Origin of the sequence: Lentzea sp. NPDC042327, from assembly GCF_040647275.1 — a bacterium.
In the GTDB taxonomy this organism is placed as follows: Bacteria; Actinomycetota; Actinomycetes; order Mycobacteriales; family Pseudonocardiaceae; genus Lentzea.
Window position 1 is genome coordinate 269535 of sequence record NZ_JBEZBX010000006.1, and the last position, 23447, is coordinate 292981.

The window sequence follows — 23447 nt, forward strand, 5'->3', positions numbered from 1 at the left end:
GGTCAGGCCGCCCGCGGGTACATGCGCGCCATGCCCGGCGGCGCGGTGAAGGGCGCCCACGTGCCCTCCGGCTGGGCCAGCCGGTCGGCCACCACCCACAGCACGCTCGCGTTGAAGCCGTACCCGAGGTGCGACGAGGACACCTGGACGTTCTCCCGCCGCGGGCCCGGTTCCTCCACACAGGACTCCCAGGACACGATCCCGTCGGTCTTGGAGTAGACCGACGTGGCCGGCACCGGGATCGGCGGGCGGGTCGACTCCGGCGGCGGGAACTCGTCCTTCGGGATGTGCAGGCGGGAGAACAGCGCGAACGCGGGCATCGCCCGTGACTGCACGGGATCGCTCATGTTGTACGGCGAGCCGAGGGTGACCACCTGGCGCACCCGGTGCGGGTGGTCACGGGCCATCTCGCGCGCGAAGATCCCGCCGAGCGACCAGCCCACGATCGACACCGGGCCGCCGTGGGCGTCGGAGACCTTCTTGACCAGCGCGTGCATGCCGTCGACCGCGTGGCGGGTCGGGCCGATGTTGGTGCCCAGGCCCCAGCGGTGCGCCTCGTAGCCCAGGCCGGAGAGGAACCGGCGCAGCATCACCGTGGACGGGTCCGCGGCGCCGAGACCGGGGAACACGAGGACGGGGTGGCCGTCACCGGAGGGCGCACCGCGCAGCATCGACCGGGTCGCGACGAACTCGCCGACGTCCAGGGCGCAGCGGGTGGGTTCGGTGAGGTACCAGAAGAGGCCGGGAGCGCTGCCTCTCACGAGGTGCAGGGGCGAAGCGGCAGCTTCGTCGAAGACGTCGTCCGAAGGTATGGCGGACATACGGGCCTCCCCACACGTCGACAACCCCGAGCCGGCGCCCCGAGCGGCTCCGCCCGGTGTGTCCATGATGTTTCGTGATCGATCTTTTTGCCAGCACTTTCGAGTCTCGATTCGCCACGCGGAGGTGACGCGTCGGCAACCTCACCGCTGTGCAGTGCCTCTCACCTGCATGGACGTCGATTGAGACGGAGTGCTCCTCTAGTGTTCCCCGAGTGGACCGGATGAGCTCGCTCGACGCAGGCTTCTACTTCATCGAGGACGAGAACGTGCCGATGCACGTCGGTTCCGTCCTGGTCTTCGACGGCCCGGTGCCGTCCTACGGCGACGTCATCCGCCTCTTCCTGGCGCGCATGGACCAGGTGCCGCGCTACCGGCAGAAGGTGAAGGCGCTGCCGTTCCACGTCGGCCGCCCGGTCTGGGTCGACGACGACCACTTCAACGTGCTCTACCACGTGCGGCACACCGCGGTGCCGTCGCCGGGCGGCGAGGACCAGCTGCGCAACCTCGCGGGCCGGATCTTCGCGCAGAGGCTCGACGGCACGAAGCCGCTGTGGGAGGCGTGGCTCGTCGAGGGCCTGGAGGGCGGTCGCTGGGCGATCATCTCCAAGGTCCACCACTGCATGATCGACGGGGTGTCCGGTTCGGACATGCTGCAGCTCATCCTGGACTTCCGGAAGGAGGGCGAGCTGCCGGAGCCGGAGGAGTGGACGCCGCGGCAGCAGCCCTCGACCCTCGACCTCGTCGTCGACGGTGTGCGCGACGCCGTGGTGACCCCGGTGCAGCACCTCGCCGCACTGCCCGCGCTCGCGCGGAACCTGCGGTCGTTCAGCGAGATCGTCGACTTCGGCAAGTCCGTTCTCGGTTCTCTTCCCGGTACCGCGCGCCGCCTGCTGACGAGCGCGGCCACCTCGCTCAACGGCCCGATCGGCCCGCACCGCCGCTGGGTGTGGGCGCGGGCGGACCTGGCCGAGATCAAGCAGATCCGCCGTGCCGCCGGCGGCACGGTCAACGACGTCATCCTCACCGCGGTCACGCGCGGTTTCCGCGACCTGCTGGAGAAGCGCGGCGAGCTGACCGACGGCATGGTCGTGCGCACGATGGTGCCGGTGTCGATGCGCAGGGCCGACCAGCACAACGAGCTCAACAACCGCGTCAGCGCCGTGCTGGTGAACCTCCCCGTCGGCGAGGCGGACCCGGTGCGGCGGCTCGCGTCGATCCGCGCGCAGATGGACGACCTGAAGAGCTCCCGCCAGGCCGCGGGCGCCGACGTGCTCACGAACCTGAGCAACTTCGCCGCGCCCACGCTGATGGCGCTCGGCTCGCGCACCGCCATGCGGTTCCCCCAGCAGGTCCTGCAGACCGTCACGACCAACGTGCCGGGCCCGCGGATCCCGCTCTACCTGCTCGGCCGCCCGCTGGTGGAGATGTTCCCGTACGTGCCGGTGGCCTCGACGATCCGGATCACCGTCGGCATCTTCTCCTACCTGGACAGGTTCACGTTCGGCATCAACGCCGACTTCGACGGCGTGCCGGACGTGCAGCTGCTGGCCGACGGCATCCGCGCCGGGTTCGACGAGCTGGTGGCGCTGGCCGCCGAACGGGAAGACCAGCGCTGAGGTCAGCTACCGAGCCGGTTGGCCGCCATCCAGTCCAGGACCCGCTCGGCCACGACGTCGGGGATCTCCATCTGCGGCACGTGACCGACGCCCTCGAACTCGTCGTAGCGCCAGTGCGGGCGGCGGCGCGCCACGTACCGGGCCGCCGCGACGTTGACGAGCCGGTCCCGGTCGCCGCTCATCAGGAACACCGGCACCCGGATCTTGTCCATGGCCGCGAAGTACGCGCCGCGCTTCGACGTCGTGACCACGACGCTGCGCGCGGCCGCGAGGAACGCCGCGTCGAGGCCCTCGACCTTCGCGCGTTCGCCGATGAGGTGCTCGCTGGCGAGCTTCAGCTCCTCCGGGATGGTCGTGGGGTCCGCGCACACGAGCTCCAGCACGCGGTCGACCTGCCGGCGCGGTGACACCGCCCTGGAGCGGGCCATGAACCGCTCGCCCAGACCGGGGACCGAGTACAGGAAGAACGTGCTGAGCATCGTCGGGTCCGGGCGGGTGCCGAACACCATCGGCAGCGCGGGGTCGACCAGCACGAGCCCGGTGACCAGGTCGGGGTCCTGCGCGGTGTGCAGCAGGGAGATCAGGCCGCCCATGGAGTTGCCGACGAGCACGGCCGGTTCCTTGACGACGTGGCGCAGGAACCGGCCGAGCAGCCGCGCGTTGGCTTGAACGGTGGTCCCGCGGCCCTCCGGGTGCGTCAGGCCGTGTCCGGCGAGGTCGACGGCCACGACGCGGGCCTTCTCGGCGAGCAGCGGCGCGAGCAGCACCCAGTTGAGGTGCGAGCCGCCGAGCCCGTGCACGAGGACGATCCGCGGACCGTCCTCCGGTCCGCCGAAGTCGACCCAGTGCACGGATCCGTCGAGGTCTGCGTACCGGCTGGTGCCGCCGAACTGGGCCACTGTCGTCATACCAACCAGTATGTCGCTTGGCGCTACCGACCGGTAGCGCCCGTCGGCGGCATCACTTCCACGGTCGCGCGGGCTGACACTTGCGGCCGTCCTGCTCCGCTTCCTCGACCGGCCGGAAGTCGGGGATCGCCTCGTTCGTGCCCGGCACGACCCAGCACTTGCCCTCGCCGTCGCTGTCCGGGTCGAGCGGCTTCCCCGCCGCGTCGTAAGCCTGCACCACCAGGAAGTCGCCAGGGCGACCGCCGCCGCTCCAGGTGGACGGGTGCAGGCGGCGCAGCACGAAGGTGCCGTTGGCGATCTTGACCTCACCGGTCGCGCCCTCGGAGTCGCGCCACGTCATGCGCGCGACGGACGAACCGACGCGGCCCGCGCGGAAGCGGTAGCCGGGCGCACCGGCCAGCGCGGGGCTGAACGGGTGCGTGTCACCGCCGGGCTGCACCCCGCCGACGTGGGTGGAGTAGTCCCCGGCCAGCCAGTCGACGTGGAGGGCGTTGGGCCCGCTCGCGCCGTACTCCTCGCCACCGCGGCCGATCTCGCACCACACGGCGGCCTTGGCGGTGTAGAGCAGCGCCCACCGGCCTCCCTCGTCCTGGCCGTAGTTGTCCAGCCGCAGCGGCTCGGTCACCTTCGCGTCCCGCGCGCAACCCTGTTCGATCCGGGTGACCTGATCCGGTCGCAGGCCGAAGGTGTCGCGCGGCGCCGGTTCCGGTGCCGGCGAGTCGGTGACGTGCACGGCCGGCTGCGGCGGTTGGGTCTTCGGGTCCAGCAGCACGACGCTCGTGACCACGGCGGCCACCGCGGCCGCCCCGGCGAGGACCGGCACCAGCAGCCGCCGGCGCGGGCGGCCGGAGACCGCCTGTTCGAGATCGGCCCTGATCCGCGCCTGGCGGCCGGGCGGCAGGTCGCGGTCGGGTGGCAGCACGTTCGTCATCGGTCCTCCCCTGCGGTCACGAGTTCGCTCTGCTTGAGCCGGGACCTGGCCTTGCTGACCCGAGCCCGCACGCTGCCCTCGGTGATGCCCAGCACGGCGGCGGCGTCGGCGTAGGACACGCCGGACCACACGCACAGCGCGAGCGCCTCCCGTTCGTTGCGCGGCAGCTTCTCGACGGCCTTGAGCAGCTCGGCCATCCGCCGCTGGTCGTCGACCCGGCCGGCGACCCGGTCGGCGTGGTCGGGCACGTGGCCGGGGTCGTGGGCCCGCCGCGCGAGCCGCAGCCGGCGCGCCAGCGACCGCCGCTCGTTGCGGGCCACGTTGGTCGCGACGGTGAGCAGCCACGGCAGCGCGGACTCGCGTTCCAGCCGCACCTGGTCGCGTTTGCGCCAGGCCAGCAGGAACGTCGCCTGCAGCTGGTCCTCGGCGGCCGCCCACGACGCGGTCAACCGGAAGCAGTGGTTGTAGACCGCTCTGGCGTGCCGGTCGAACAGCACCCCGAAGGCGTGCGCACTGCCCCCGGCGGCCTGCGCCCACAGCGCCCGGTCGTCAGGGTCTTCGGTCGTCATGCCCACTCGTGTCCGCAGGGTCCGGAGGTGTTGGCAGAAGAACTTCTGGATGATGTCGAGAACGGCCGGCCGGCTCCGTCCCCGTTGCGACCGACGTACTCGAAGGAGATCCTGATGGCCAAGTACCTGCTGCTCAAGCACTACCGCGGCGCGCCGGCGGCGGTGAACGACGTCCCGATGGCGCAGTGGACGCCCGAGGAGGTCACCGCGCACGTCCGGTACATGGGCGACTTCGCCGACCGCCTCCGCGAGACCGGCGAGTTCGTCGACGAGAACGCCCTGTCCCCCGAGGGCACCTGGGTCCGCTACGACGGCGAGGGCCGCCCGCCGGTCACCGACGGCCCGTTCGCCGAGACGAAGGACCTCATCGCCGGCTGGATGGTCATCGACGTGGACAGCCACGCCCGCGCCGTCGAACTGGCCGGCGAGCTCTCGGCCGCCCCCGGCGCCGGCGGCAGGCCGATCCACGAGTGGCTGGAGTTGCGCCCGTTCTACGGCGTGACGCCGACGATCACGGAGTAGCGGCCGTGGACTTCTCCCAGCTCCGAAGCCTCACGCCGGGAGTGCTCGGCGTCCTCGTCCGCCGCGGAGCCGACTTCGCGGCGGCCGAGGACGCCGTCCAGGACGCCCTGGTCGAGGCTCTGCGCTCGTGGCCGGCGGACCCGCCGCGCGACCCCAGGGCCTGGCTGGTGACGGTGGCGTGGCGCCGCTTCCTGGACACCGCCCGCGCCGAGTCGTCCCGCCGCCGCCGCGAGGACGCGGTGTTCGACGAGCCCCCACCCGGCGACGTGCCCACCGCGGACGACACGCTGCGGCTCTACTTCCTGTGCGCCCACCCGTCGCTGTCCCCGTCCTCGGCCGTGGCGCTGACCCTGCGCGCCGTCGGCGGCCTGACCACCCGCCAGATCGCCACCGCCTACCTCGTCCCCGAGGCGACGATGGCGCAGCGCATCAGCCGCGCGAAGAAGACGATCGCCGCGGCCCGCCTGGACCGCCCCGGCGACGTGGCAACGGTCCTGCGCGTCCTCTACCTGGTGTTCAACGAGGGCTACTCCGGCGACGTCGACCTGGCCGCCGAGGCCATCCGCCTGACCCGGCAGCTGCACACCGCCTTCGACCACCCCGAGGTCGCGGGCCTGCTGGCCCTGATGCTGCTCCACCACGCCCGCCGCGCCTCCCGCACCGGCCCCGACGGTCTCATCCCCCTCGCCGCCCAGGACCGCTCGCTGTGGGACGTGGCCCTGATCGCGGAGGGCGTGGAGGTCCTGCAGGCGGCGCTGGCCCGCGACCGCCTCGGCGAGTTCCAGGCCCAGGCGGCCATCGCGGCCCTGCACGCCGACGCGCGGACCGCGGCGGAGACCGACTGGGTGCAGATCGTGGAGTGGTACGACGAGCTGGCCGCCCTCACGCCGAACCCGGTCGTGCTGTTGAACCGCGCGGTGGCCGTCGGGGAGGCGGACGGGGCACCCGCTGGACTGGCCGCGTTGTCCTCTGTGGACCCCTCGTTGCCGCGGTATGCGGCTGTTTCCGCGTACCTGCGGGAGAAGGCCGGGGACCTGGACGAGGCGGCGCGGTTGTACGCGGAGGCGGCGGAGGCGGCGTCGAACCTGGCCGAGCGGCACCACCTGACCAGGGAGGCCGCTCGGGTGAACGCGCTGCGCAGGGACGTCAGGCGTGCGACGGGTGCCCGTACAGCCCGATCCCGCCGAACTCCAACGACGTGAGGAACGCGGCCGAGGCCACGTAGGACGCCTCCACCAGCTCCGCGGTGTGCGAGAAGTCCAGCGGTGTCACGGCCTGCACGGGCGGACCGGGCAGGTACAGCACCGGCACCTGCTGCGAGGCCAGCTCCACCTCCAGCACGGCCTGGTTGCGCATGCCCAGCGTGGCCCAGAACAGCAGGGTCTCGGCGAGGGTCTCCGGCACGGTCGGCAGGTGGCCGGGGAACGCGCAGTCCAGCACCACCAGGGACTGCGCGCCCATCGCGAGCGCCTGGCGGATGGGGACGTTGGCCAGCACGCCGCCGTCGTAGAGGACGCGGTCGGCGATCCTCACCGGCGGGTAGACGCCGGGGATCGCGGCGCTCGCGAGGATCGCGGGGACGAGGTCGCCGGAGGTGATGTTGACGGCCTCGCCGGTCACGCAGTCCACCGACACCGCGCCGAAGGGGAGGGAGAGGCCCTCGAACGTCGTGGTGCCGTCGAGACCACCGGCGAGCACGCCGGCCAGGCCGGTGTTCGGGAAGAGGTAGGTCTTGTTGGCGCGCAACGACCTCAGCTGGGCGAGGGGGCCGCCGGGGAACACCCGCTGGCGGGTCATGCCCTGCCAGAGCGCGAAGAGGCGTTCCGCGGCCCGGTCGGGGTCCAGTGCGAGCAGGGAGCCGTTCACCGAGCCCACCGACGTGCCGACGACCAGGTCCGGGCGCACCCCGTGCTCGCGCAGCGCGCGGAGCATGCCGACCTGGGCCGCGCCCAGGCTCCCGCCACCGCCGAGCACGAAGCCCACTGGTCCTGGCAGTTCGATCGTCACGACGAAAATCCTAGGGCGGAACTCTGGTTTCGGCCGACACTGAAGCTACGAAGAGAGCCACAGCAACGGGATCGCCACCTCGTCGCGCGTCCGCGAGCCGTGGAACCCGTTCAACGCCGAGAACCGCCGTTCGGCCTGGCCGCGCACCAGCACCGCGTCACCGGTCATGGCCACCACGACGTCGCCGATGCGGTCCGCGGCGATCGGCGCGACCGGGCCGAACCAGCCGGCGGCCACGGCCTCGGCGCGGGTCAGCACCTCCGCGCGGGAGCCGAGGAACGACCGCCACACCGACACGACCTCGTCGACGGGGCCGGACACGTGCAGGCTGCGCGCCCGCGGTTCGCCCGTGATCAGCCGGACGCCCTGCCACAGCAGGGGTTCGGTGTCGAAGTCGATCCGCTCCCCCGCCGTGATCATGCCGTGGTCCGCGGTCACCACGAGCACCGACCCGGCCGGCAGGCGGTCGGCGATCCGGGCGGCCAGCGCGTCCACGAACTCCAGCTGCAGCAGCCACTGCTCGGAACCGGGCCCGTGAACGTGCCCGATCGTGTCGAGGTCCGCGTGATAGGCGTAGCAGAACGCGCGGTCCGCGGTGAGCGCCGCGGCCGCCCCGAGGGCCAGGTCGCCGAAGCCCGCCGCGCCGACGAACCAGGAGCCGCGCAGCACCGCGCGGGTCAGGCCGCTGCCGCGCTGGACCATCGGCGCCACCGTGCTGACCGCGACACCGGCGGCTGCCGCGCGTTCGAACGTCGTGGGGTGCGGCTGCACGACCTCGGGCACGAGGGTCTTGCGCAGGTCGTGGTGGTGGTCGTCGTGCCGGGTCCACGACAGCGCGTTGAGCACCTCGCCGCCGGTCTCGAAGGTGTAGCCGACGATGCCGTGCTCGCCGGACAGCAGGCCGGTGCCGATCGAGGCGAGGCTGGTGGCGGTCGAGGACGGGAAGCCCGCGTCGATCTCGCGACCGGCCAGCGAGCTCAGGAACGGCGCGTGCTCGGCGTGGGCGCGCAGCAGGTGGTGGCCCAGCCCGTCGACGAGCAGCAGGCAGACCCTGCGGGAGGCGGGCAGGTCGAGCGTGTTGTCGCAGCCGGGCACGTCCAGCCCGGCCAGCAGCGAGGGAACGACCTCGGCGATGCTCATCGGGCCACCGTGCCACGCCGAATCCGGCGAAGGGCACAATGACCCGCTGTGACAACGCTCATCCACCAGAAGATCGCTGACGAGCTCGGTGTGGCCTCGGGCCAGGTCAGCTCTGCTGTCGAACTGCTCGACGGTGGCGCGACCGTCCCGTTCGTCGCCCGCTACCGCAAGGAGGCGACCGGCGGTCTCGACGACGCGCAGCTGCGCACGCTCGAGGAGCGGCTCGGCTACCTGCGCGAGCTGGAGGAGCGCCGTGCGGCGGTTCTCACCTCGATCCGCGAGCAGGGCAAGCTCGACGAGGCGCTCGAAGCGCAGATCCTCGCCGCGGACTCCAAGGCCCGGCTCGAGGACCTCTACCTGCCGTACAAGCCGAAGCGGCGCACCAAGGCCCAGATCGCGAGGGAGGCGGGCCTCGAACCGCTGGCCGACGCGCTCCTCGGCGACCCGAACCTGAACCCGCAGGAAGAAGCGGCCGGGTACGTCGACGCGGAGAAGGAGGTCGCCGACGCGGCGGCCGCTCTGCAGGGCGCGCGGGCCATCCTGGTCGAACGGTTCGGCGAGGACGGCGACCTGATCGGCGAGCTGCGCGAGCAGATGTGGACGCGCGGCCGGGTCGTGGCGAAGGTCCGCGAGGGCAAGGAGACCGAGGGCGCGAAGTTCGCGGACTACTTCGCGTTCGACGAGCCGTTCACCAAGCTGCCGTCGCACCGCATCCTCGCGCTGTTCCGCGGTGAGAAGGAGGAGGTCCTCGACCTCGTCCTCGAACCGGAGGAGCCGGTCGAGAGCGGTCCGTCGTCGTTCGAGGTGCGCATCGCCGCCCGGTTCGGCATCGACGACCGGGGCCGTCCCGGCGACAAGTGGCTCACCGACACGGTGCGCTGGGCGTGGCGGACGCGGATCCTCGTGCACCTGGGCATCGACCTGCGCGGCCGCCTGCGGGCGTTCGCGGAGGACGAGGCCGTGAAGGTGTTCGCGTCGAACCTGCGCGACCTGCTGCTCGCCGCTCCCGCCGGCACCCGCGCCACCATGGGCCTCGACCCCGGCTACCGCACCGGTGTGAAGGTCGCGGTCGTCGACGCCACCGGCAAGGTCGTGGCGCACGGCGTGATCCAGCCGCACGTGCCCGCGAACCGCTGGGACGAGTCGATCGCGAAGCTCGCGGCCATGGCCAAGGCGCACGACGTCGACCTGATCGCGATCGGCAACGGCACGGCCTCGCGCGAGACGGACAAGCTGGCCGCCGACCTGATCAAGCGCCACCCCGAGCTGAAGCTCACCAAGGTCGTCGTGTCCGAGGCGGGCGCGTCGGTGTACTCGGCGTCGGCGTACGCGTCGTCGGAGCTGCCCGGCCTGGACGTGTCGATCCGCGGCGCGGTGTCGATCGCGCGGCGCCTGCAGGACCCGCTGGCCGAGCTGGTGAAGATCGACCCGAAGTCGATCGGCGTCGGCCAGTACCAGCACGACCTGTCGGAGTCGAAGCTGTCGCGCTCGCTGGACGCGGTGGTCGAGGACTGCGTGAACGCGGTCGGCGTGGACCTCAACACCGCGTCGGTGCCGCTGCTGACCCGCGTCTCCGGCATCACCGCCGGTCTCGCGGAGAACATCGTGCTGCACCGCGACCAGAACGGCCCGTTCAAGACCCGCACGGCGCTGAAGAACGTGACGCGCCTGGGGCCGAAGGCGTTCGAGCAGTGCGCGGGCTTCCTCAAGATCCGCGGCGGTGACGAGCCGCTCGACGCCTCCTCCGTGCACCCCGAGGCCTACCCGGTGGTGCGCAAGATGCAGCAGCAGGCGGGCACCGAGCTGATCGGCAACACCGCGGTGCTCACGAAGCTGCGGCCGGAGACGTTCGTCGACGACAAGTTCGGCCTGCCGACGGTCACGGACATCCTGCGGGAGCTGGAGAAGCCGGGCCGCGACCCGCGTCCGGCGTTCAAGACCGCGACCTTCGCCGACGGCGTCGAGAAGATCGCCGACCTGAAGCCGGGCATGGTGCTGGAGGGTGTTGTCACGAACGTGGCCGCGTTCGGCGCGTTCGTCGACATCGGTGTGCACCAGGACGGTCTCGTGCACATCTCCGCGTTGTCCAACACCTACGTCAAGGACCCGCGCGACGTCGTGAAGTCCGGTGACGTGGTGCGGGTGAAGGTGCTGGAGGTCGACGAGGCGCGCAAGCGGATCGGGCTGACGCTGCGGCTGACCGACGAGCCGGGCAAGCCGGCGCCGAAGCAGCACGGCGGAGGCGGTGGCGGCGGTGGCCGTGACCGTCGCCCGCAGCGCGGTGGCGGTGGCGGCGGCGGCAACGACCGTCGCAGCTCCCCGCCGCCGGCCAGCGGCTCGATGGCGGACGCGCTCCGCAAGGCCGGCTTCGGCAAGTAGCCCGGCCCGGCATGTGGAAGGGGCGTCTGCAAGTACCACCAACTTCAGGTCGGCAGTACTTGCAGACGTCCCAACAAGCAGGGGTGGGTGCCGGGGTTACTTGGCCCTGGTGCCCTTTGCCTTCACCAGCTCCGACTCGAACAGGTCCTCCACGGTCGTCAGACCGCCGGGCGCCGACGCGTCCACCTTCGTGATGTACGACTGGGTCGCCGAGGGCCGTCCCACCAGCGAGTAGTGCAGCGGGCTCGTCAGCCCTTTGGTGTCCAGGCCGTTGGTGTCGTGGAACGCCTTGAGCAGCCCGTCACGGGTGAGGTCACCGTTCGCGCACGCCTTCTCGACCACCGCGAGGAACACCATCGCGACGGTGTAGCCGTGGTCGACGTAGATCGCGGGCTCGTCGTTCGGGAAGCGCCGGGTGAACGCGGCCGCGACCTCGCGCGGGCCCTGGGCGGTGCCGGTGAACGGCGCCACGGACGTCACGACCGACACCTGCTTCTGCACGGCGGCCGCGACGGGCGACTTGAGGATCGCCGGGTCGAAGCCGACGACGTTGACCATGAACGGCACGTCCCACTTCAGCGCGGCGGCCACGCCCACGGCGGCGGCGGTCTGGGCGGGGGTGGTGCTCAGGACGACGGCCTTGGCGCCCGCGGCCTTCAGCGCGGCGACCTGGGTGCTCAGGTCGGCGGTGGTCTCGGTGATCGCCTGCTTGGCGACCGGCATGCTCCACTGCCCGCCGGCGAACTCGCTGCCTTCCACCGCGTTGTCGCCGTAGCTGCCCTGCACGTACACGTGGCCGATGGTGTCGCCGTCCTTGATGACACCGCGGCGCTTGTAGTGGTCGAGGCCGTTGATCACGTCGAGGTCGTAGGTGGTGCCGACGATCATCATGTGCGGGTTGCCGAGCAGCTGCGCCGACCACGAGGCCGGCGCGGTCAGGGTGCGGGTCTGCATGATGTCCGGCTCGATGGCGGCGGTCATCGGGGTGCCCGCGAGCTCCAGCAGGCCGAGGACCTGCGGTTCGAGCTCGAAGTAGCTGTCGAGCGCCTTCTGCACGTCGTAGGCGTGGTCCCGCTGCTTGAGCTCGATGCGGCGCCCGCAGATCCCGCCGCGCTGGTTCACCTGGTCCAGGTAGAGCTCGTAGCCCTTGATCCTGGTCAGCGCGGACGCTTTGAACGGCCCCGTCATGTCCGACAGGATGCCGAGCGAGATCGTGTCGTCCGTGACTCCCGGCCCGGTCTTGACCTGGGCTTTCTCGTCGCTCGAAGCGCCACAGCCGGCCGCGAGGACGGCGAGCGCGACGGCGGTGGGCAGTGCGCGGCGGAAGGGCATGCAGGAGTCCTTGTCAGGGGCCAGAACGTACTGAGCGGTAGCTCAGTATTGGTTTCGTTGTCTCATATCGCTTCTCTAAGTGGTACGGAACACAGATGCGCAGGGTTCAGGTGACTGCCGTCCGACCACGCGCTGTGCTAGACCTTCGGCCCCGAACGAAATGAGACGCGCTTCACCGGCGGAGTTGCGGGTACCCGTCCCTCATGGCTGACGACGTGATCACGCAGAGCGGGGACCTCGGAACGCTGGTCGCGCAGGCGCCCGCCGGGGACGAGAACGCGATGGTCTGGCCGGGCGGCGAACCGGTCGTGCAGTCGCGGACCGAGGACGACTGGCGGGAACGGCACCTGCGCAAGGCCTACGAGATGGAGCAGCTCGAACAGCTGGCGCGCACGGTGCGCGCGGCCGAGGCGACCCGGTCCCGGCCCCGCGTCGCGGTGTTCAGGTGAGGGTCGTCGTCACCGGCGGTTCCGGCAACGTCGGCACGGCGCTGCGCCGCCACCTCGACTTCGAGGACGTCGGCGTCGACGTGCGGACGCTTTCGGCGTTGCGCGACGCCATCAGCGGCGCGGACGTCGTCGTGCACCTCGCGTGGGCGGTGAAGCCCACGCACAAGGAGACCAACGTCGACGGCACGGAACACGTGCTCGCCGCGTGCGTCAAGGAGAACGTCAAGCACCTCGTCTGCGCGTCGTCAGTCGCCGCGTACGCACCGGCACCGCGGTGGGGCCGGGTCGACGAGTCGTGGACGCTGACCGGAATCCCGGGCAGCACCTACAGCGCCCACAAGGTCAAGCTCGAAGAGATGGTCCGGCGCTATCCGTTGCCGTGCACGGTCATCAGGCCGTGTGGAATCGGGCAGGCGTCGGCGGCGCAGCAGCTGCGACGGTGGCTGCTGGGCCCATTGGTGTCACCGAAGCTGTTGCCGCTGCTGCCGTTGCCGTTGTGGGACGGCCTGCGGTTGCAGCTCGTGCACTCCGACGACGTGGCGCGCGCGATCGTCGAGATCATCGAGCAGCAGGCGCACGGCGCGTTCAACCTCGCCGCCGAACCGGTGCTGACCGCGCCGATGATCGCCGACCTGGTCGGGCCGGGCCGGGTGCCGCTGCCCTACCCGGTGGTGGAACGGCTGGCGGGCGCGACGGCACGGCTGGGGTTGCAGCCGCTGACGCCGGAGTGGGTCCGGATGGCGGACCGGGCTCCGCTCGTGCGCTGCACCCGCGCGCAGGAGGATCTGGGATGGTGGCCACAACACGATGCGCGCGACGTGCTGCGCGAGGTGGTCACGGCAATGGGGAGGCGTGCGTGAACGAGGTCGACGCGGTCGTCATCGGCTCCGGACCGAACGGGCTGGTCGCCGCGGCACTGCTGGCGGACGCGGGCTGGGACGTGCTGGTGCTGGAACAGCGCGGCACCCCCGGTGGTGCCGTCACGTCGGCCGAGACCACGGCGCCGGGCTTCACCAACGACGTCTACAGCGCGTTCTACCCGCTCGGGCTGGGCTCGCCGGTCATCGCCGCGCTGGACCTGGACGTGCGGTGGGAGCACGCACCGGCCGTCCTCGCGCACGTGCTGCCCGACGACCGGGTCGCACTGCTGTCGCGGGACGTCGAGACGACGGCGAAGTCGATGGGCTCGTTCGCCCACGGCGACGCCGACGCGTGGCAGGCGGCCTACGAGCAGTGGCGCAAGGTGCGCGGCCCCGTGATCGAGTCGCTGCTGCGCCCGTTCCCCCCGGTGCGAGGGGGTGCGTCGTTGCTGCGCACCGCCGGGATCGGTGACGCGCTGCGACTCGTGCGGATGCTCACGCTGCCGGTGCGGCGGCTGGGCGAGGAGCTGTTCGAGGGCGAGGGCGCGCGGGTGTTGCTGGCGGGCAACGCCATGCACACCGACCTCGGCCCGGACCAGGCCGGTGGCGCGGGCTTCGGCTGGCTGCTCGCCATGCTCGGGCAGGAGGTCGGCAACCCGGTGCCCCGCGGCGGCGCGGGTGAGCTGAGCGCGGCGCTCGTGCGGAGGTTCGGCGGGCGCATCGAGACCAATGCGCGGGTGACCGAGGTGCTGCACGCGCGCGGTGTGGCCGTGGGTGTGCGTCTCGAAGACGGAACGGCCGTGCGCGCGCGGAAAGCCGTTCTCGCCGACGTTCCCGCACCGCGGCTGTACCTGGACCTGATCGGCGCGGACGCGTTGCCCGGCCGGCTCGCCGAGGACCTGAAGAGGTTCCAGTGGGACGGCGACACGATCAAGATCGACTGGGCGTTGTCCGGCCCGATCCCGTGGACCAACCAGGAGGCCGCGCAGGCCGGGACCGTCCACATCGGAGGTGACGTCAACGGCCTGGCCGGCTTCGCGCACGAGCTCGCGTGCGGCAAGGTGCCGCGCACCCCGTTCTCGATCATCGGCCAGATGACGACGACCGACCCGACCCGCTCCCCCGCGGGCACCGAGGCGGCGTGGGCGTACACCCACGTCCCGCTGGGCGGCACCTGGACACCGGACCGGCTGAAGCGCCGCGCCGACCGCGTCGAGCAGGTCATCGAGGAACGCGCACCCGGCTTCCGCGACCGCATCATCGCGCGGTCGGTGCTGGGCCCGCAGGACATCGGCACCGTCAACGGCGGCACGGCGGCCATCCACCAGCAGCTGGTGTTCCGGCCGGTGCCGGGCCTGGGCCGCGCGGACACCCCGTTCGACCGCCTCTACCTGACGGGCTCGTCGGCGTGGCCGGGCGGCGGTGTGCACGGCGCGGCCGGGGCGAACGCGGCACGGGCGGCGCTGGCGCGGCACGGTGCGGCGGGTGAGCTGTACCGGATGCTGGTGCAGGGACTGCACAGGGCGATCTACTGACGGGCCGACCTGGTGGTCCGGGCTTCCGGGTGACCCGCGTTTCCGGTTGCCTCGGCGCTACGCCTGGACCGCCAGGCTTTGCCGGTGTTCGGTCGCCTCCGGTTCGAGCACGTACTCCAGCACCTGCCCGGAGTGCTTCTTGAGCAGTTCACGCACTTCCTCCGGAGTGGCGTGGAAGAACTCCCGGAGCATGTTCACGCGGTTGACCCTGCGATCGGTCAACTCCTGGTGCAGTCCTGCCAGTTCAGCGCGCATGCGGTCGACCTCTTGCCGGACCTGCGCGTACGACTGGTACCGACGTCATCGCGAGGCGCCGTCGGCTTGTTGGACCGACTGTGCGAACTCACCCGAACGGACGATCTACTGACGGGCCGACCTGCGGGCCCGTGAGGCCCGCAGGTACCCCATCACCAGCTCCTCCAGGTCGGGCACGTCCGCCTCCCACCCGTCCGGCGCGCTGTCGCCGCGCACCAGCGCGGTGGTCAGGCGCGGTGTCCGCGACGAGTCGACGACACCGGCGGCGGGCAGGTCGAGGCCGGCGGGACCGACGAGGACCCGGTGCCCGGCCAGCACCTCCTCGATGTCGCCCGCGAGCTGCATCCGGCCCTCGTCGAGCAGCAGCAGGTGGTCGCACACGTCGCGGAGGTCGCCGAGCAGGTGCGACGACAGGATCACCGTCGTGCCGCGTTCGGCGACCTCGGTCATGACGATGCGCACGGTCTCGTCGCGTGCCAACGGGTCGAGGTCGGACAACGGTTCGTCGAGCAGCAGCACCTTCGGCAGCCTGCCGAGTGCCATGGCGATCGCGACCTGCGTGCGCGCGCCGGCGGACAACGTGCCCACGCGCGCGTCCTTGTCCACGCCCGCCAGCAGGTCCAGCACCTCGAACGCGCGGTCCGCCGACCAGCGGTCGTTCATCGCCGCGCCCGCGCGCATCATCTCGTGCACGGTGAACCGGTCGTAGAGGGGGCGGCGCTGGGTCAGCAGCGACACGTCGGGGTGCATCCGGCCGCGCACCTCGGTGCCATGGACGCGCACGGTGCCGTGGGTGGGCTTGGTGAGCCCGGCGAGCAGCGACAGCAACGTGCTCTTGCCCGCGCCGTTCGGTCCCACCAGCCCGGTGACGCTGCCCTCCGGCACGGTGAACGTGCAGCCGTCGAGCGCCTTCGTGCGGCCGAAGTGCTTCGCCACGTCCTCGGCGCACACCGCAGCTGAGTTCATCCCGCTCTCCCAAGTAGAACGTCCTGAGTGGACACTAGAAGCGCGTCGAACGCACGTCCGTGTAGAGCGCGTCGACCTCGTCGCCGGACAGGCCCTCGCCCACCGCGCGGTCCATCCACAGCTCCAGGTCCTGCCGCAGCGGCGCACCGGCCTTCGCCGCGTCGGTGGCGAGCGAGGCCGTGACGAAGGTGCCCATCCCCCTGCGGCCCTCGACGAGGCCCTCGTGCTCAAGCTCGCGGTACGCCTTCAGCACGGTGTTGGGGTTCACCCTGGTGGCCTCCACCACCTCCCGTGCCGTCGGCAGCTTGTCACCGGGGCCCAGCACCCCCATGCGCATGGCCTGCTTGACCTGTGCGGCGATCTGGAGATAGGTGGACACCCCGGAGTGCCGATCGATGCGAAACTCGATCACGCCGCTCAGCATAGGTGCCCACCCGGCCTCCTGATCGCCGTCCGTCACGTCTGCCTGCGGACGGCCCACACCGCGCCGAGCACGAACACCGCCGCGAGCCCCGCGAAGACCGACGCCTCCAGCAGGTGCAGAGTGGTCACCTGGTCGACCGGGATGACGTCGGCGTACCCCTTCTCGATGCCGTTGCGCCGGTAGCAGGCCAGCAGGTCCACCCTCTCGTCCGGGTCGGGCGAGGCGCAGTTCAGCTTCGACGACGCGTCCACCACGACCGCACCGGACGCGTCGAGGTAGCCGCCGTCGACGTACAGCGGGCCGCGTTCGGCGACCACCGGGTTCGTCGGGTCGTCCGACACGATCCGGGTCGGCGCGATCATGAACTCGCGCAGCCCGGTGAGCACGAACCGCACCACGACGAAGACGCCGAGCGTCAACGTCATCGCGACCAGCGTCCGGCGGGACGCCGCGCCCGCGAACATGCCCAGCGCGTAGGCGAACACCGCGTACGCGAGCGGGGAGACGCCGTCGGACTCGAAGTTCGTGAAGTAGTACGGCCCGGTCGAGAACGGTCCCAGCTGCCCCGCGACGTCCAGCCAGCTGTGCACCAGGACCTGGAACGCCACCACGAAGGCCAGCGCGGGCAGTGCCGCGACGAGGAACTTGGTCGCCACCCATCGGGTGCGGCTCACCGACTGCGTGAACGCGAGCGCGTGCGTGCCCTGCTCGAACTCGCGCGCGAACAGCGGTGCGCCGACGAACACGCCGATCAGCGCGGGCAACGCCACCACCGCTCCCTGCGCCAGGTGCATCCGGTCGTACCAGGTCGTCTGGAACTCGGTCGCGGCGTTGCCGCGGCAGGCCTCCAGGCCCTTGTCCACGCAGTCCAGGAGGTTGCGCGCGGTGAGGTCGGCGAGCGTCGCCGAGCGCAGCAGCAGGACGACCACCGCGCCGATGAGCAGCCCCGCGGCGAACGTGACGAACACGGGCCGCTGCTGGCGCCACACGACCCAGGTCATGCCGCCACCTCCTCGCGCATGTAGGCGAGCGCCAACCGGCTCAGCCGTTCCAGCCCCGGCCGTCCGGCGTGGGCGCGCAGCAGCTCGTCGACGTCACCGGCGAGCCGCACCCGCCCGCCGGTCAGCAGCACGAGGTGGTCGCACACGTCCTCCAGCTCCGCCAGCACGTGCGACGACAGCACGACGGTGATCCCCTGCCGGCGGCACTCGTGCACGAGCGTCGCCAGCACCGCCTCGCGCGCCAGCGGGTCGAGGTCGGCGAGCGGTTCGTCGAGCACCAGCAGTCGCGGCCGCTTGCCCAGCGCGAGCGCCAGCGCCACCCGCGTGCGCTGCCCGCCCGACAGGGTGCCGATCTTCGCCGTGAACGGCACCTGCGCGTTCTCGACCAGCTCCTCGGCGTAGCCCTGGTCCCACGCGGGGTTGGCGGTGCGGCCGTAGCGCAGCGTCTCGGTCACCGTGAACTGCGGGTACAGCGGCTTGGCCTGGGTCAGGAACGCGACGGCCGGGTGCATGCCGCGGCCGGTGGGCACGTCGCCGAAGACGGCGATCCGGCCCTCCGTCGGCCGCAGCAGCCCGGCGAGCAGGCCCATCAGCGTGCTCTTGCCCGCGCCGTTCGGTCCGACGAGCGCGACGACGCGCCCGGCGGGGACGGTGAGCGTGCAGTCCCGCAACGCCCAGCCCCTCGGGTACTTCTTCCCCAGTTGCTCCGCCACGACCGGCGGGTGCTGACCTTCTCGCATGCCGCCACGCTAGCACCCTTTACCTAAGTAACTAGTGAAAGGGTGTTGAAAGGGTCAGCTCTTGCCCTTCGCGAGCGCCCCGAGCCGCTGCAACGTCTCCTTGTTCCGCGGGGTCAGCATCGCGTCCTGCACGAACGACGGCATGAGTGCCGACGGACCGCGCACCACCCGCTCGGTCATCCGCACCTCCGTCACCGTGTCCGAGCGCGCCATCAGCGTGAACGTGATGCGGGCCGCACCGGCGGGCCACAGCCGCGCGTCCAGCTCCAGCAGGCGCTTCGGTTCGCAGGTGACGACCTCGGTGACGTCCTCGATGGTCAGCGGCCACGGCCCGACGCTGTGGTGGATGCGCGTACCGGGCGACGGCCAGCCGCTGTCGACGTCGCGGATGTGCGACGCGCCGACCACCCAGGCCGCGTACGACCAGCCGTCGGCGAGCAACGCCCACACCGTGTCGATGGGAGCCTCAATGTCCAGTGATACCTCAGCCACGCAGGAGAGGTACCCCGTAATCAGGAAGCGATGCGCCGCGTGGCGGTTCTTGCGACCGAGCACGCGGCCACCTCCGGCTCACCCCGTCGGGCGAGAGGCGGCGACGGACGCCACGAACCGCACGAACCCCTCCGGGTCCTCGCAGGCCGCCGGCTGCTGCAGCACCACGCTCGACGCGCCCGCCTCGGCCATCGACGCCACCAGCTCGGTCACGTGCCCGCGGTCGCGCGAGCCGGTCTCCACGTAGACGACCACCGGGTGCTCGCGGGAGGACCGGACCGACCGCACCCGCTCCAGGTCCGCCGACGAGTCGAGGATGGTGCCGTCGCCGATCTGCGCGGCCAGCTCCAGGGTCTTCGGCCCGAGGCCGCCGACGTAGACCGGCACCGGTGCGGCGGGCGGCCAGTCCAGCGCCACGTCCGTCAGCGACACGTACCGGCCGGACGTGGTGACCCGCTCGCCCGCCAGCAACGCCCGCAGCGCACCGGTGTACTCGCGCAGCAACGTCAGCGGCGACGACACCCGCGCGCCGACCTGGCCCATCCAGTCCTGCACGCCGTGCCCGACGCCGATCGTGACGCGGCCGGGGAACATCCGCTCCAGCGTCGCGGTCTCCATCGCGGTCAGCGCGACGTTGCGCAGCGGCACCGGCAGCAGCCCCACGCCGACCTTCAGCCGTTCCGTCCACGCCAGCGCGGCGGAGGCGGCGGCGATCCCGCTCTCCAGGAAGCAGTCCTCCCACAGCCACAGCGAGTCCAACCCGGACTCCTCCGCGGCGAGGACGACGGGTCGCAGGCGTTCGGGCGGCAGCTGGGGCCGGTAGACGGCGCCGAGTGTGATCACCCGACAACTACTACCGGCCCCGCGGTCCGATCGGCAACAACGGCGCGGGTCAGCACCCGCCGCAGTTGTAGTACGTCACGTCCCAGTGGTTCGACTCGAGGTAGTAGACGTTGCCCGAGCTCGACTGCCACTTGTTGCCGCCGATGGACGAGAACCGGGACTTGATGTAGTTGGTGACGCAGCTCGACAGCGAGTAGTCGAGCTTGTAGCCGTTCCAGTGCGAGTAGGTGCCCGACGCGTGCCCGGTCTCGGTGCCGCCGGTGATGTTCAGCGCGCAGCCCGTCGCGCTCTTGAACGTCTTGGCTCCCGCGATGGTCGTCTGGTTCACCTGCTCGAACGACGTGCAGTTCGACCTGTTCCGGTCGCTGCAGCCGCCGCTGGAGGACCAGGTGATGCCGGCCGCGCTCAGCTGTGCGGTCGCCTGCGAGTGCGTGTACTTGGCCGGGGCCGCCGATGCGACGGACGCGCCCATCACCAGGGCCGCGAGCATCGCGGCCACAGCGGCGATCGTGCGTGCGAACATGCTGTCTCTCCTTCAGCCCTATGGTGGCGCGAAAGCTAGGCAGGGGCGGTAAAGGAAGGCCTAACGCGGTGTTCGGCCGTTCTTTGGCCGTTTTTTGGCGGTGCGGGGTCGAATCGGGTCGTCACCACCGAGCAGGACCGGAGCACCGGCCATGGGAACGAGGAGTACCGGACGGACTGCTCCGGCTTCGTGTCGTCGCCGTGGAGATCAGCTGATCGCGAGGAACCCCAGCGGCGGCCGCTGCGCCGGCCACCGCGCGCGCCACTGGAGCACCTCCCCCGACTCACGGGTGCCCAGTCGCGCGAACAGGGTCGCGGCCTCGCGCCAGCAGCGGTCCGCGCCCACCGCGTCCCCCAGGCGGGCGTGGGCCGCGCCGAGGTCCCGCAACGTCCTCGCGCGCCACAGCCGCAGACCCATGTCGGTCCACGCGGTGAGCGCCTCGGTCAGCACCAGCCGCGCACCGGCGTGGTCGCCGCGGGCGAGCCGCCACTCCCCCAGCGTGCGGCGGACCAGCGCCTCGCCGAACCGGTCGCCGACGTCGCGGCAGCCGTCCAGCGCGGTGCCCAGCAGCTCCCGCGCCGGGTCGAAGTCGCCCTTGCGCAGCAGCACCTTCGCCCACGCCTGGGCGGTGTAGCAGCCGAGCAGCTCGTCACCGGTGCCCGCGACCATCTCGTGGGCGCGCACGACGTGCTCCTCGGCGAGGTCCAGCTCGCCGCGCGCCCGGTGCACCAGTCCGATGCCGCGGGCCGCGAGTGCCTCCCCTCGGCGGCTGTTAGCCTTGCGGTAGGCGGCTTCCGCCTCGTGCAGCGTGTCGAGCGCCTGCTCGTCGTCGCCCAGTTCCCGGTGCACCGAGCCGATTCCGTACAACGCGTGCGCGACGCCCTCGGTGTCGTTGCCCGCCAGCAGCTCCCGTGCGCGGCCGAGGGCTTCGAGCGCGCACGGGTACTCGCCGAGGTCGCGGCACACCATGCCGATGCCGTTCATCGCGACGGCTTCACCGTGCTGGTCGTTCAGGCCCACGAACAACGTCTGCGCCGTGCCGAACCACGAGCGCGCCTCGACCAGGTTGTCCCGCTTGTAGTGCATCTGCCCGAGGCTGCACCTCAGGACCGCTTCCAGCCGCACGTCACCGGCGCGCCACACCGCCTCCAGTGCGGCCGTGTGTGTTCGTTCCCAGGCCTCGTAGCGGTTGCGCAGCCCGAACCACGCGAACACCAGCACCTCGGCCAGCTGCGAGGCGGTGGTGGCGAGCCCCAGCTCCGCCGCGCGTTCCACCAGCCTGGTCAGCACGGACTCCTCGCGTGCGAACCAGGCGTCCTTGTCCGCGGGCCGCGCCGCCGCGGTGACCACGCCCAGCGAGTCCTGCATGCGGGGAACGGCGAGGAAGAGGTGCTCGGTCAGACCGTCCACGGTGGACAGTGCGGCGAGCACGGCCCTGCGCACCAGGTCCTCGCGCTCCCGCTGCGGGTCCTCTGCCTCGGCGAGCTCCCTGGCGTGCAGCCGCACCAGCTCGTGCATGCGGTAGCGGGCGTTGCCGGTGACGTCGAGCAGCCGGGCGTCGACGAGCTGGTCGAGCACGTCCTCGTCGAGCAGGTGCACCCACAGGTAGCTCGGCACCTCGGGCAGCCCGAGGAACCCGACCACCCGGTACGCGCGGCGCACGTCCTCGCCCAGCGACCGGTAGGTGAGCTCCAGGCTCGACCGCACGGCCAGGTCGTCGGCCACGAGCTCGTCGAGCCTGCTGCGTTCATCGGCCAGCCGCCGCACGAGCTTCGACACGGGCCAGTGCGCGCGCCCGGCCAGACGCGCGCCGGTGATGCGCACGGCCAGCGGCAGGTACCCGCACAGCCGCGCGACCTCGGTGGCCTGCTCCGGTTCGGCGGCGACCCGGTCGTCGCCGAGGATGCGCGCCAGCAGCGTGACCGCCTCGTCGTCGCCCAGCACGTCGAGCGGGACCCGGTGCACGCCCTCCAGCCCGCAGAGCCGGCTGCGGCTGGTGATCAGGGTGAGGCAACCGGGGCTGCCCGGCAGCAGCGGCCGGACCTGCGACACGCTCGTGACGCCGTCCAGCACGATCACGACCCGCCGCCCGCCGACCTGGGCCCGCCACAGCGCCGCGCGTTCCTCCGGGCTCTCCGGGACCCGCTCGCTGGGCACGTCCATCGCCCGCAGCAACGCGTCCAGCGCCCCCGACGGCGAGTGCAGGTCCACGAACAGCTGCCCGTCCGGGTACCGCTCGGCCAGCCGGTGCGCCGCGTGCACGGCGAGCGCCGTCTTGCCCACGCCCGCCGGTCCCTCGATCCACCACACGCCGCCGTCGCCACCGAGCAGCCGGTCCAGCTCCGCGGCCCGCCCGGTGAAGTCCCCGGCGTCGCGCGGCAGGTAGTTGCGGCGCGTGTCCCGCGCGCCCTCCAGCACGTCCCGGTACAGCTGCTGCAGCTGCTCCCCCGGCTCGACGCCCAGCTCGTCCACGAGCACCCGGCGCGTCTCGCGGAACACCCGCATCGCGTCCGCCCGCCGCCCACCCCGCGCGAGCGCGGTCATGAGCTGCCCGCGCAACCGTTCCGCCAGCGGGTACTCGGCCACGAACACGCCCAGCGCGTCGATCAGCCCGGCGTGCCGCCCCAGCGCCAGCTCGGCGTCCGCCCACGCCTCGGCCGCCGCGAGCCGCTGCACGTCGAGGGTCTGCGCGAACACGACCGGCGTGCCGCGCCACAGCTCCAGCGCCCTGGCGAGCAGCTCGGCCTTGACCCTGAGCTCCGCGGTCTCCTGCGCGCTCGCGACGAGCCGGCGGAAGGCGTGCAGGTCGACGTGCCCCGGTTCGGCGGCCAGCACGTACCCGGCGGCCCGGTGCTCCACCGGCAACCCGGCCCTGCGCAGGCTGGAGATGTGCACCTGCAGCGACTTGCGGGCCTGTGGCGGCGGGTCCTCACCCCAGATGAGGTCGATCAGCCGGTCGACGGGCACGACCTTCCCGCACTCGACCGCCAGCACGGCCAGGATCTGCGCGGGCTTGGGTGGTACCGGCGGCTCGACCGGCCCGAGAATCCTGACTTCCACTGCGCCCCCACCAGTGTTGAAGATTCACCGAGTTCTGCGCGTCAAGGTCAAATTCTGACGCCACGTTCGAGCAC

23 protein-coding genes are annotated in these 23447 nt (G+C 71.9%); 7 read left to right on the forward strand and 16 right to left on the reverse strand.

The genetic code is table 11. The features are described 5' to 3' along the window. Window positions 1-2: 2 nt before the first annotated feature. Window positions 3-821 (reverse strand): alpha/beta fold hydrolase, encoded by an 819-nt coding sequence (locus AB0A63_RS18095; protein ID WP_360392169.1) that lies wholly within the window; start codon window positions 819-821, stop codon window positions 3-5. A gap of 221 nt (window positions 822-1042) precedes the next feature. Here AB0A63_RS18095 and AB0A63_RS18100 point away from each other — a divergent pair, with 221 nt between their 5' ends. Further along, window positions 1043-2437: a wax ester/triacylglycerol synthase family O-acyltransferase gene (locus AB0A63_RS18100; RefSeq protein WP_360392172.1), complete on the forward strand. Its 1395-nt coding sequence runs from the start codon at window positions 1043-1045 to the stop codon at window positions 2435-2437. 2 nt (window positions 2438-2439) lie between these two features. On the opposite strand, the gene AB0A63_RS18105 is transcribed toward AB0A63_RS18100, so the two are convergent. Genes AB0A63_RS18105 through AB0A63_RS18115 form a run of 3 tightly spaced genes read right to left on the reverse strand, consistent with a single transcriptional unit; the run spans window position 2440 to window position 4845 of the window. Continuing rightward, window positions 2440-3345, reverse strand: a complete 906-nt coding sequence (locus AB0A63_RS18105) for an alpha/beta hydrolase (protein WP_360392175.1) — start codon at window positions 3343-3345, stop codon at window positions 2440-2442. 52 nt (window positions 3346-3397) lie between these two features. Continuing rightward, window positions 3398-4276 carry a hypothetical protein gene (locus tag AB0A63_RS18110; protein WP_360392178.1) on the reverse strand — a complete coding sequence of 293 codons (879 nt, stop codon included), beginning with the start codon at window positions 4274-4276 and terminating at the stop codon, window positions 3398-3400. Continuing rightward, window positions 4273-4845, reverse strand: coding sequence for a sigma-70 family RNA polymerase sigma factor (locus AB0A63_RS18115; RefSeq protein ID WP_360392180.1), 573 nt, complete (start codon window positions 4843-4845; stop codon window positions 4273-4275). Before AB0A63_RS18115 ends, AB0A63_RS18110 begins: the two co-directional genes overlap by 4 nt. Window positions 4846-4959: 114 nt before the next feature. Here AB0A63_RS18115 and AB0A63_RS18120 point away from each other — a divergent pair, with 114 nt between their 5' ends. Continuing rightward, complete coding sequence (locus tag AB0A63_RS18120) at window positions 4960-5367, forward strand: YciI family protein (protein WP_360392183.1); 408 nt, start codon at window positions 4960-4962, stop codon at window positions 5365-5367. A 5-nt stretch (window positions 5368-5372) separates the two neighbouring features. Beyond that, window positions 5373-6569, forward strand: a complete 1197-nt coding sequence (locus AB0A63_RS18125; protein ID WP_360392186.1) for a DUF6596 domain-containing protein — start codon at window positions 5373-5375, stop codon at window positions 6567-6569. On the opposite strand, the gene AB0A63_RS18130 is transcribed toward AB0A63_RS18125, so the two are convergent. Further along, the gene (locus AB0A63_RS18130; RefSeq protein WP_360392189.1) at window positions 6514-7374 is read right to left on the reverse strand and encodes a patatin-like phospholipase family protein; all 861 of its coding nucleotides are present in this window, start codon (window positions 7372-7374) and stop codon (window positions 6514-6516) included. The two genes, AB0A63_RS18125 and AB0A63_RS18130, sit on opposite strands and share 56 nt — an antisense overlap. 45 nt (window positions 7375-7419) lie before the next feature. Then, a complete protein-coding gene (locus tag AB0A63_RS18135; RefSeq protein WP_360392192.1) occupies window positions 7420-8514 on the reverse strand; it encodes an alkaline phosphatase family protein in 1095 nt (364 codons plus the stop codon). Window positions 8515-8562: 48 nt separating this feature from the next. Between AB0A63_RS18135 and AB0A63_RS18140 the strand changes: the two genes are divergently transcribed. Then, the gene (locus tag AB0A63_RS18140; RefSeq protein WP_360392194.1) at window positions 8563-10893 is read left to right on the forward strand and encodes a Tex family protein; all 2331 of its coding nucleotides are present in this window, start codon (window positions 8563-8565) and stop codon (window positions 10891-10893) included. 96 nt (window positions 10894-10989) lie between these two features. Here the strand turns inward: AB0A63_RS18140 and AB0A63_RS18145 are convergent, their stop codons facing one another. Next, entirely contained in the window at window positions 10990-12225 is a 1236-nt protein-coding gene (locus AB0A63_RS18145; protein WP_360392197.1) for an ABC transporter substrate-binding protein, read from the reverse strand. 203 nt (window positions 12226-12428) lie between these two features. On the opposite strand from AB0A63_RS18145, the gene AB0A63_RS18150 reads away from it, so the two are divergent. The 3 genes from AB0A63_RS18150 to AB0A63_RS18160 are packed head-to-tail and all read left to right on the forward strand — an operon-like array spanning window position 12429 to window position 15069. Then, window positions 12429-12674, forward strand: coding sequence for a hypothetical protein (locus AB0A63_RS18150; protein ID WP_360392200.1), 246 nt, complete (start codon window positions 12429-12431; stop codon window positions 12672-12674). Then, entirely contained in the window at window positions 12671-13534 is an 864-nt protein-coding gene (locus AB0A63_RS18155; RefSeq protein ID WP_360392203.1) for an NAD-dependent epimerase/dehydratase family protein, read from the forward strand. Before AB0A63_RS18150 ends, AB0A63_RS18155 begins: the two co-directional genes overlap by 4 nt. Next, entirely contained in the window at window positions 13531-15069 is a 1539-nt protein-coding gene (locus AB0A63_RS18160; RefSeq protein WP_360392206.1) for an NAD(P)/FAD-dependent oxidoreductase, read from the forward strand. The genes AB0A63_RS18155 and AB0A63_RS18160 overlap by 4 nt, the downstream gene beginning before the upstream one ends. Before the next feature lie 57 nt (window positions 15070-15126). On the opposite strand, the gene AB0A63_RS18165 is transcribed toward AB0A63_RS18160, so the two are convergent. From AB0A63_RS18165 to AB0A63_RS18205, 9 genes are all read right to left on the reverse strand, one after another. Continuing rightward, on the reverse strand, window positions 15127-15324 hold the full coding sequence (locus AB0A63_RS18165; protein ID WP_360392209.1) for a GIY-YIG nuclease family protein: 198 nt from the start codon (window positions 15322-15324) through the stop codon (window positions 15127-15129). Window positions 15325-15429: 105 nt separating this feature from the next. Next, on the reverse strand, window positions 15430-16290 hold the full coding sequence (locus tag AB0A63_RS18170) for an ABC transporter ATP-binding protein (RefSeq protein ID WP_360392212.1): 861 nt from the start codon (window positions 16288-16290) through the stop codon (window positions 15430-15432). Window positions 16291-16324: 34 nt separating this feature from the next. Further along, window positions 16325-16702 (reverse strand): GntR family transcriptional regulator, encoded by a 378-nt coding sequence (locus tag AB0A63_RS18175; RefSeq protein WP_360392215.1) that lies wholly within the window; start codon window positions 16700-16702, stop codon window positions 16325-16327. 44 nt (window positions 16703-16746) lie between these two features. Then, a complete protein-coding gene (locus AB0A63_RS18180; RefSeq protein ID WP_360392217.1) occupies window positions 16747-17715 on the reverse strand; it encodes an ABC transporter permease in 969 nt (322 codons plus the stop codon). Then, a complete protein-coding gene (locus AB0A63_RS18185) occupies window positions 17712-18455 on the reverse strand; it encodes an ABC transporter ATP-binding protein (protein ID WP_360392220.1) in 744 nt (247 codons plus the stop codon). The genes AB0A63_RS18180 and AB0A63_RS18185 overlap by 4 nt, the downstream gene beginning before the upstream one ends. Before the next feature lie 54 nt (window positions 18456-18509). Beyond that, entirely contained in the window at window positions 18510-18947 is a 438-nt protein-coding gene (locus tag AB0A63_RS18190; RefSeq protein WP_360392223.1) for an SRPBCC family protein, read from the reverse strand. Between the two features lie 78 nt (window positions 18948-19025). After that, window positions 19026-19790: an LLM class flavin-dependent oxidoreductase gene (locus AB0A63_RS18195; RefSeq protein WP_360392226.1), complete on the reverse strand. Its 765-nt coding sequence runs from the start codon at window positions 19788-19790 to the stop codon at window positions 19026-19028. Window positions 19791-19839: 49 nt separating this feature from the next. Beyond that, window positions 19840-20313: a hypothetical protein gene (locus AB0A63_RS18200; protein ID WP_360392229.1), complete on the reverse strand. Its 474-nt coding sequence runs from the start codon at window positions 20311-20313 to the stop codon at window positions 19840-19842. A 207-nt stretch (window positions 20314-20520) separates the two neighbouring features. Next, window positions 20521-23373, reverse strand: a complete 2853-nt coding sequence (locus AB0A63_RS18205; protein ID WP_360392232.1) for a BTAD domain-containing putative transcriptional regulator — start codon at window positions 23371-23373, stop codon at window positions 20521-20523. Window positions 23374-23447 lie beyond the last annotated feature (74 nt).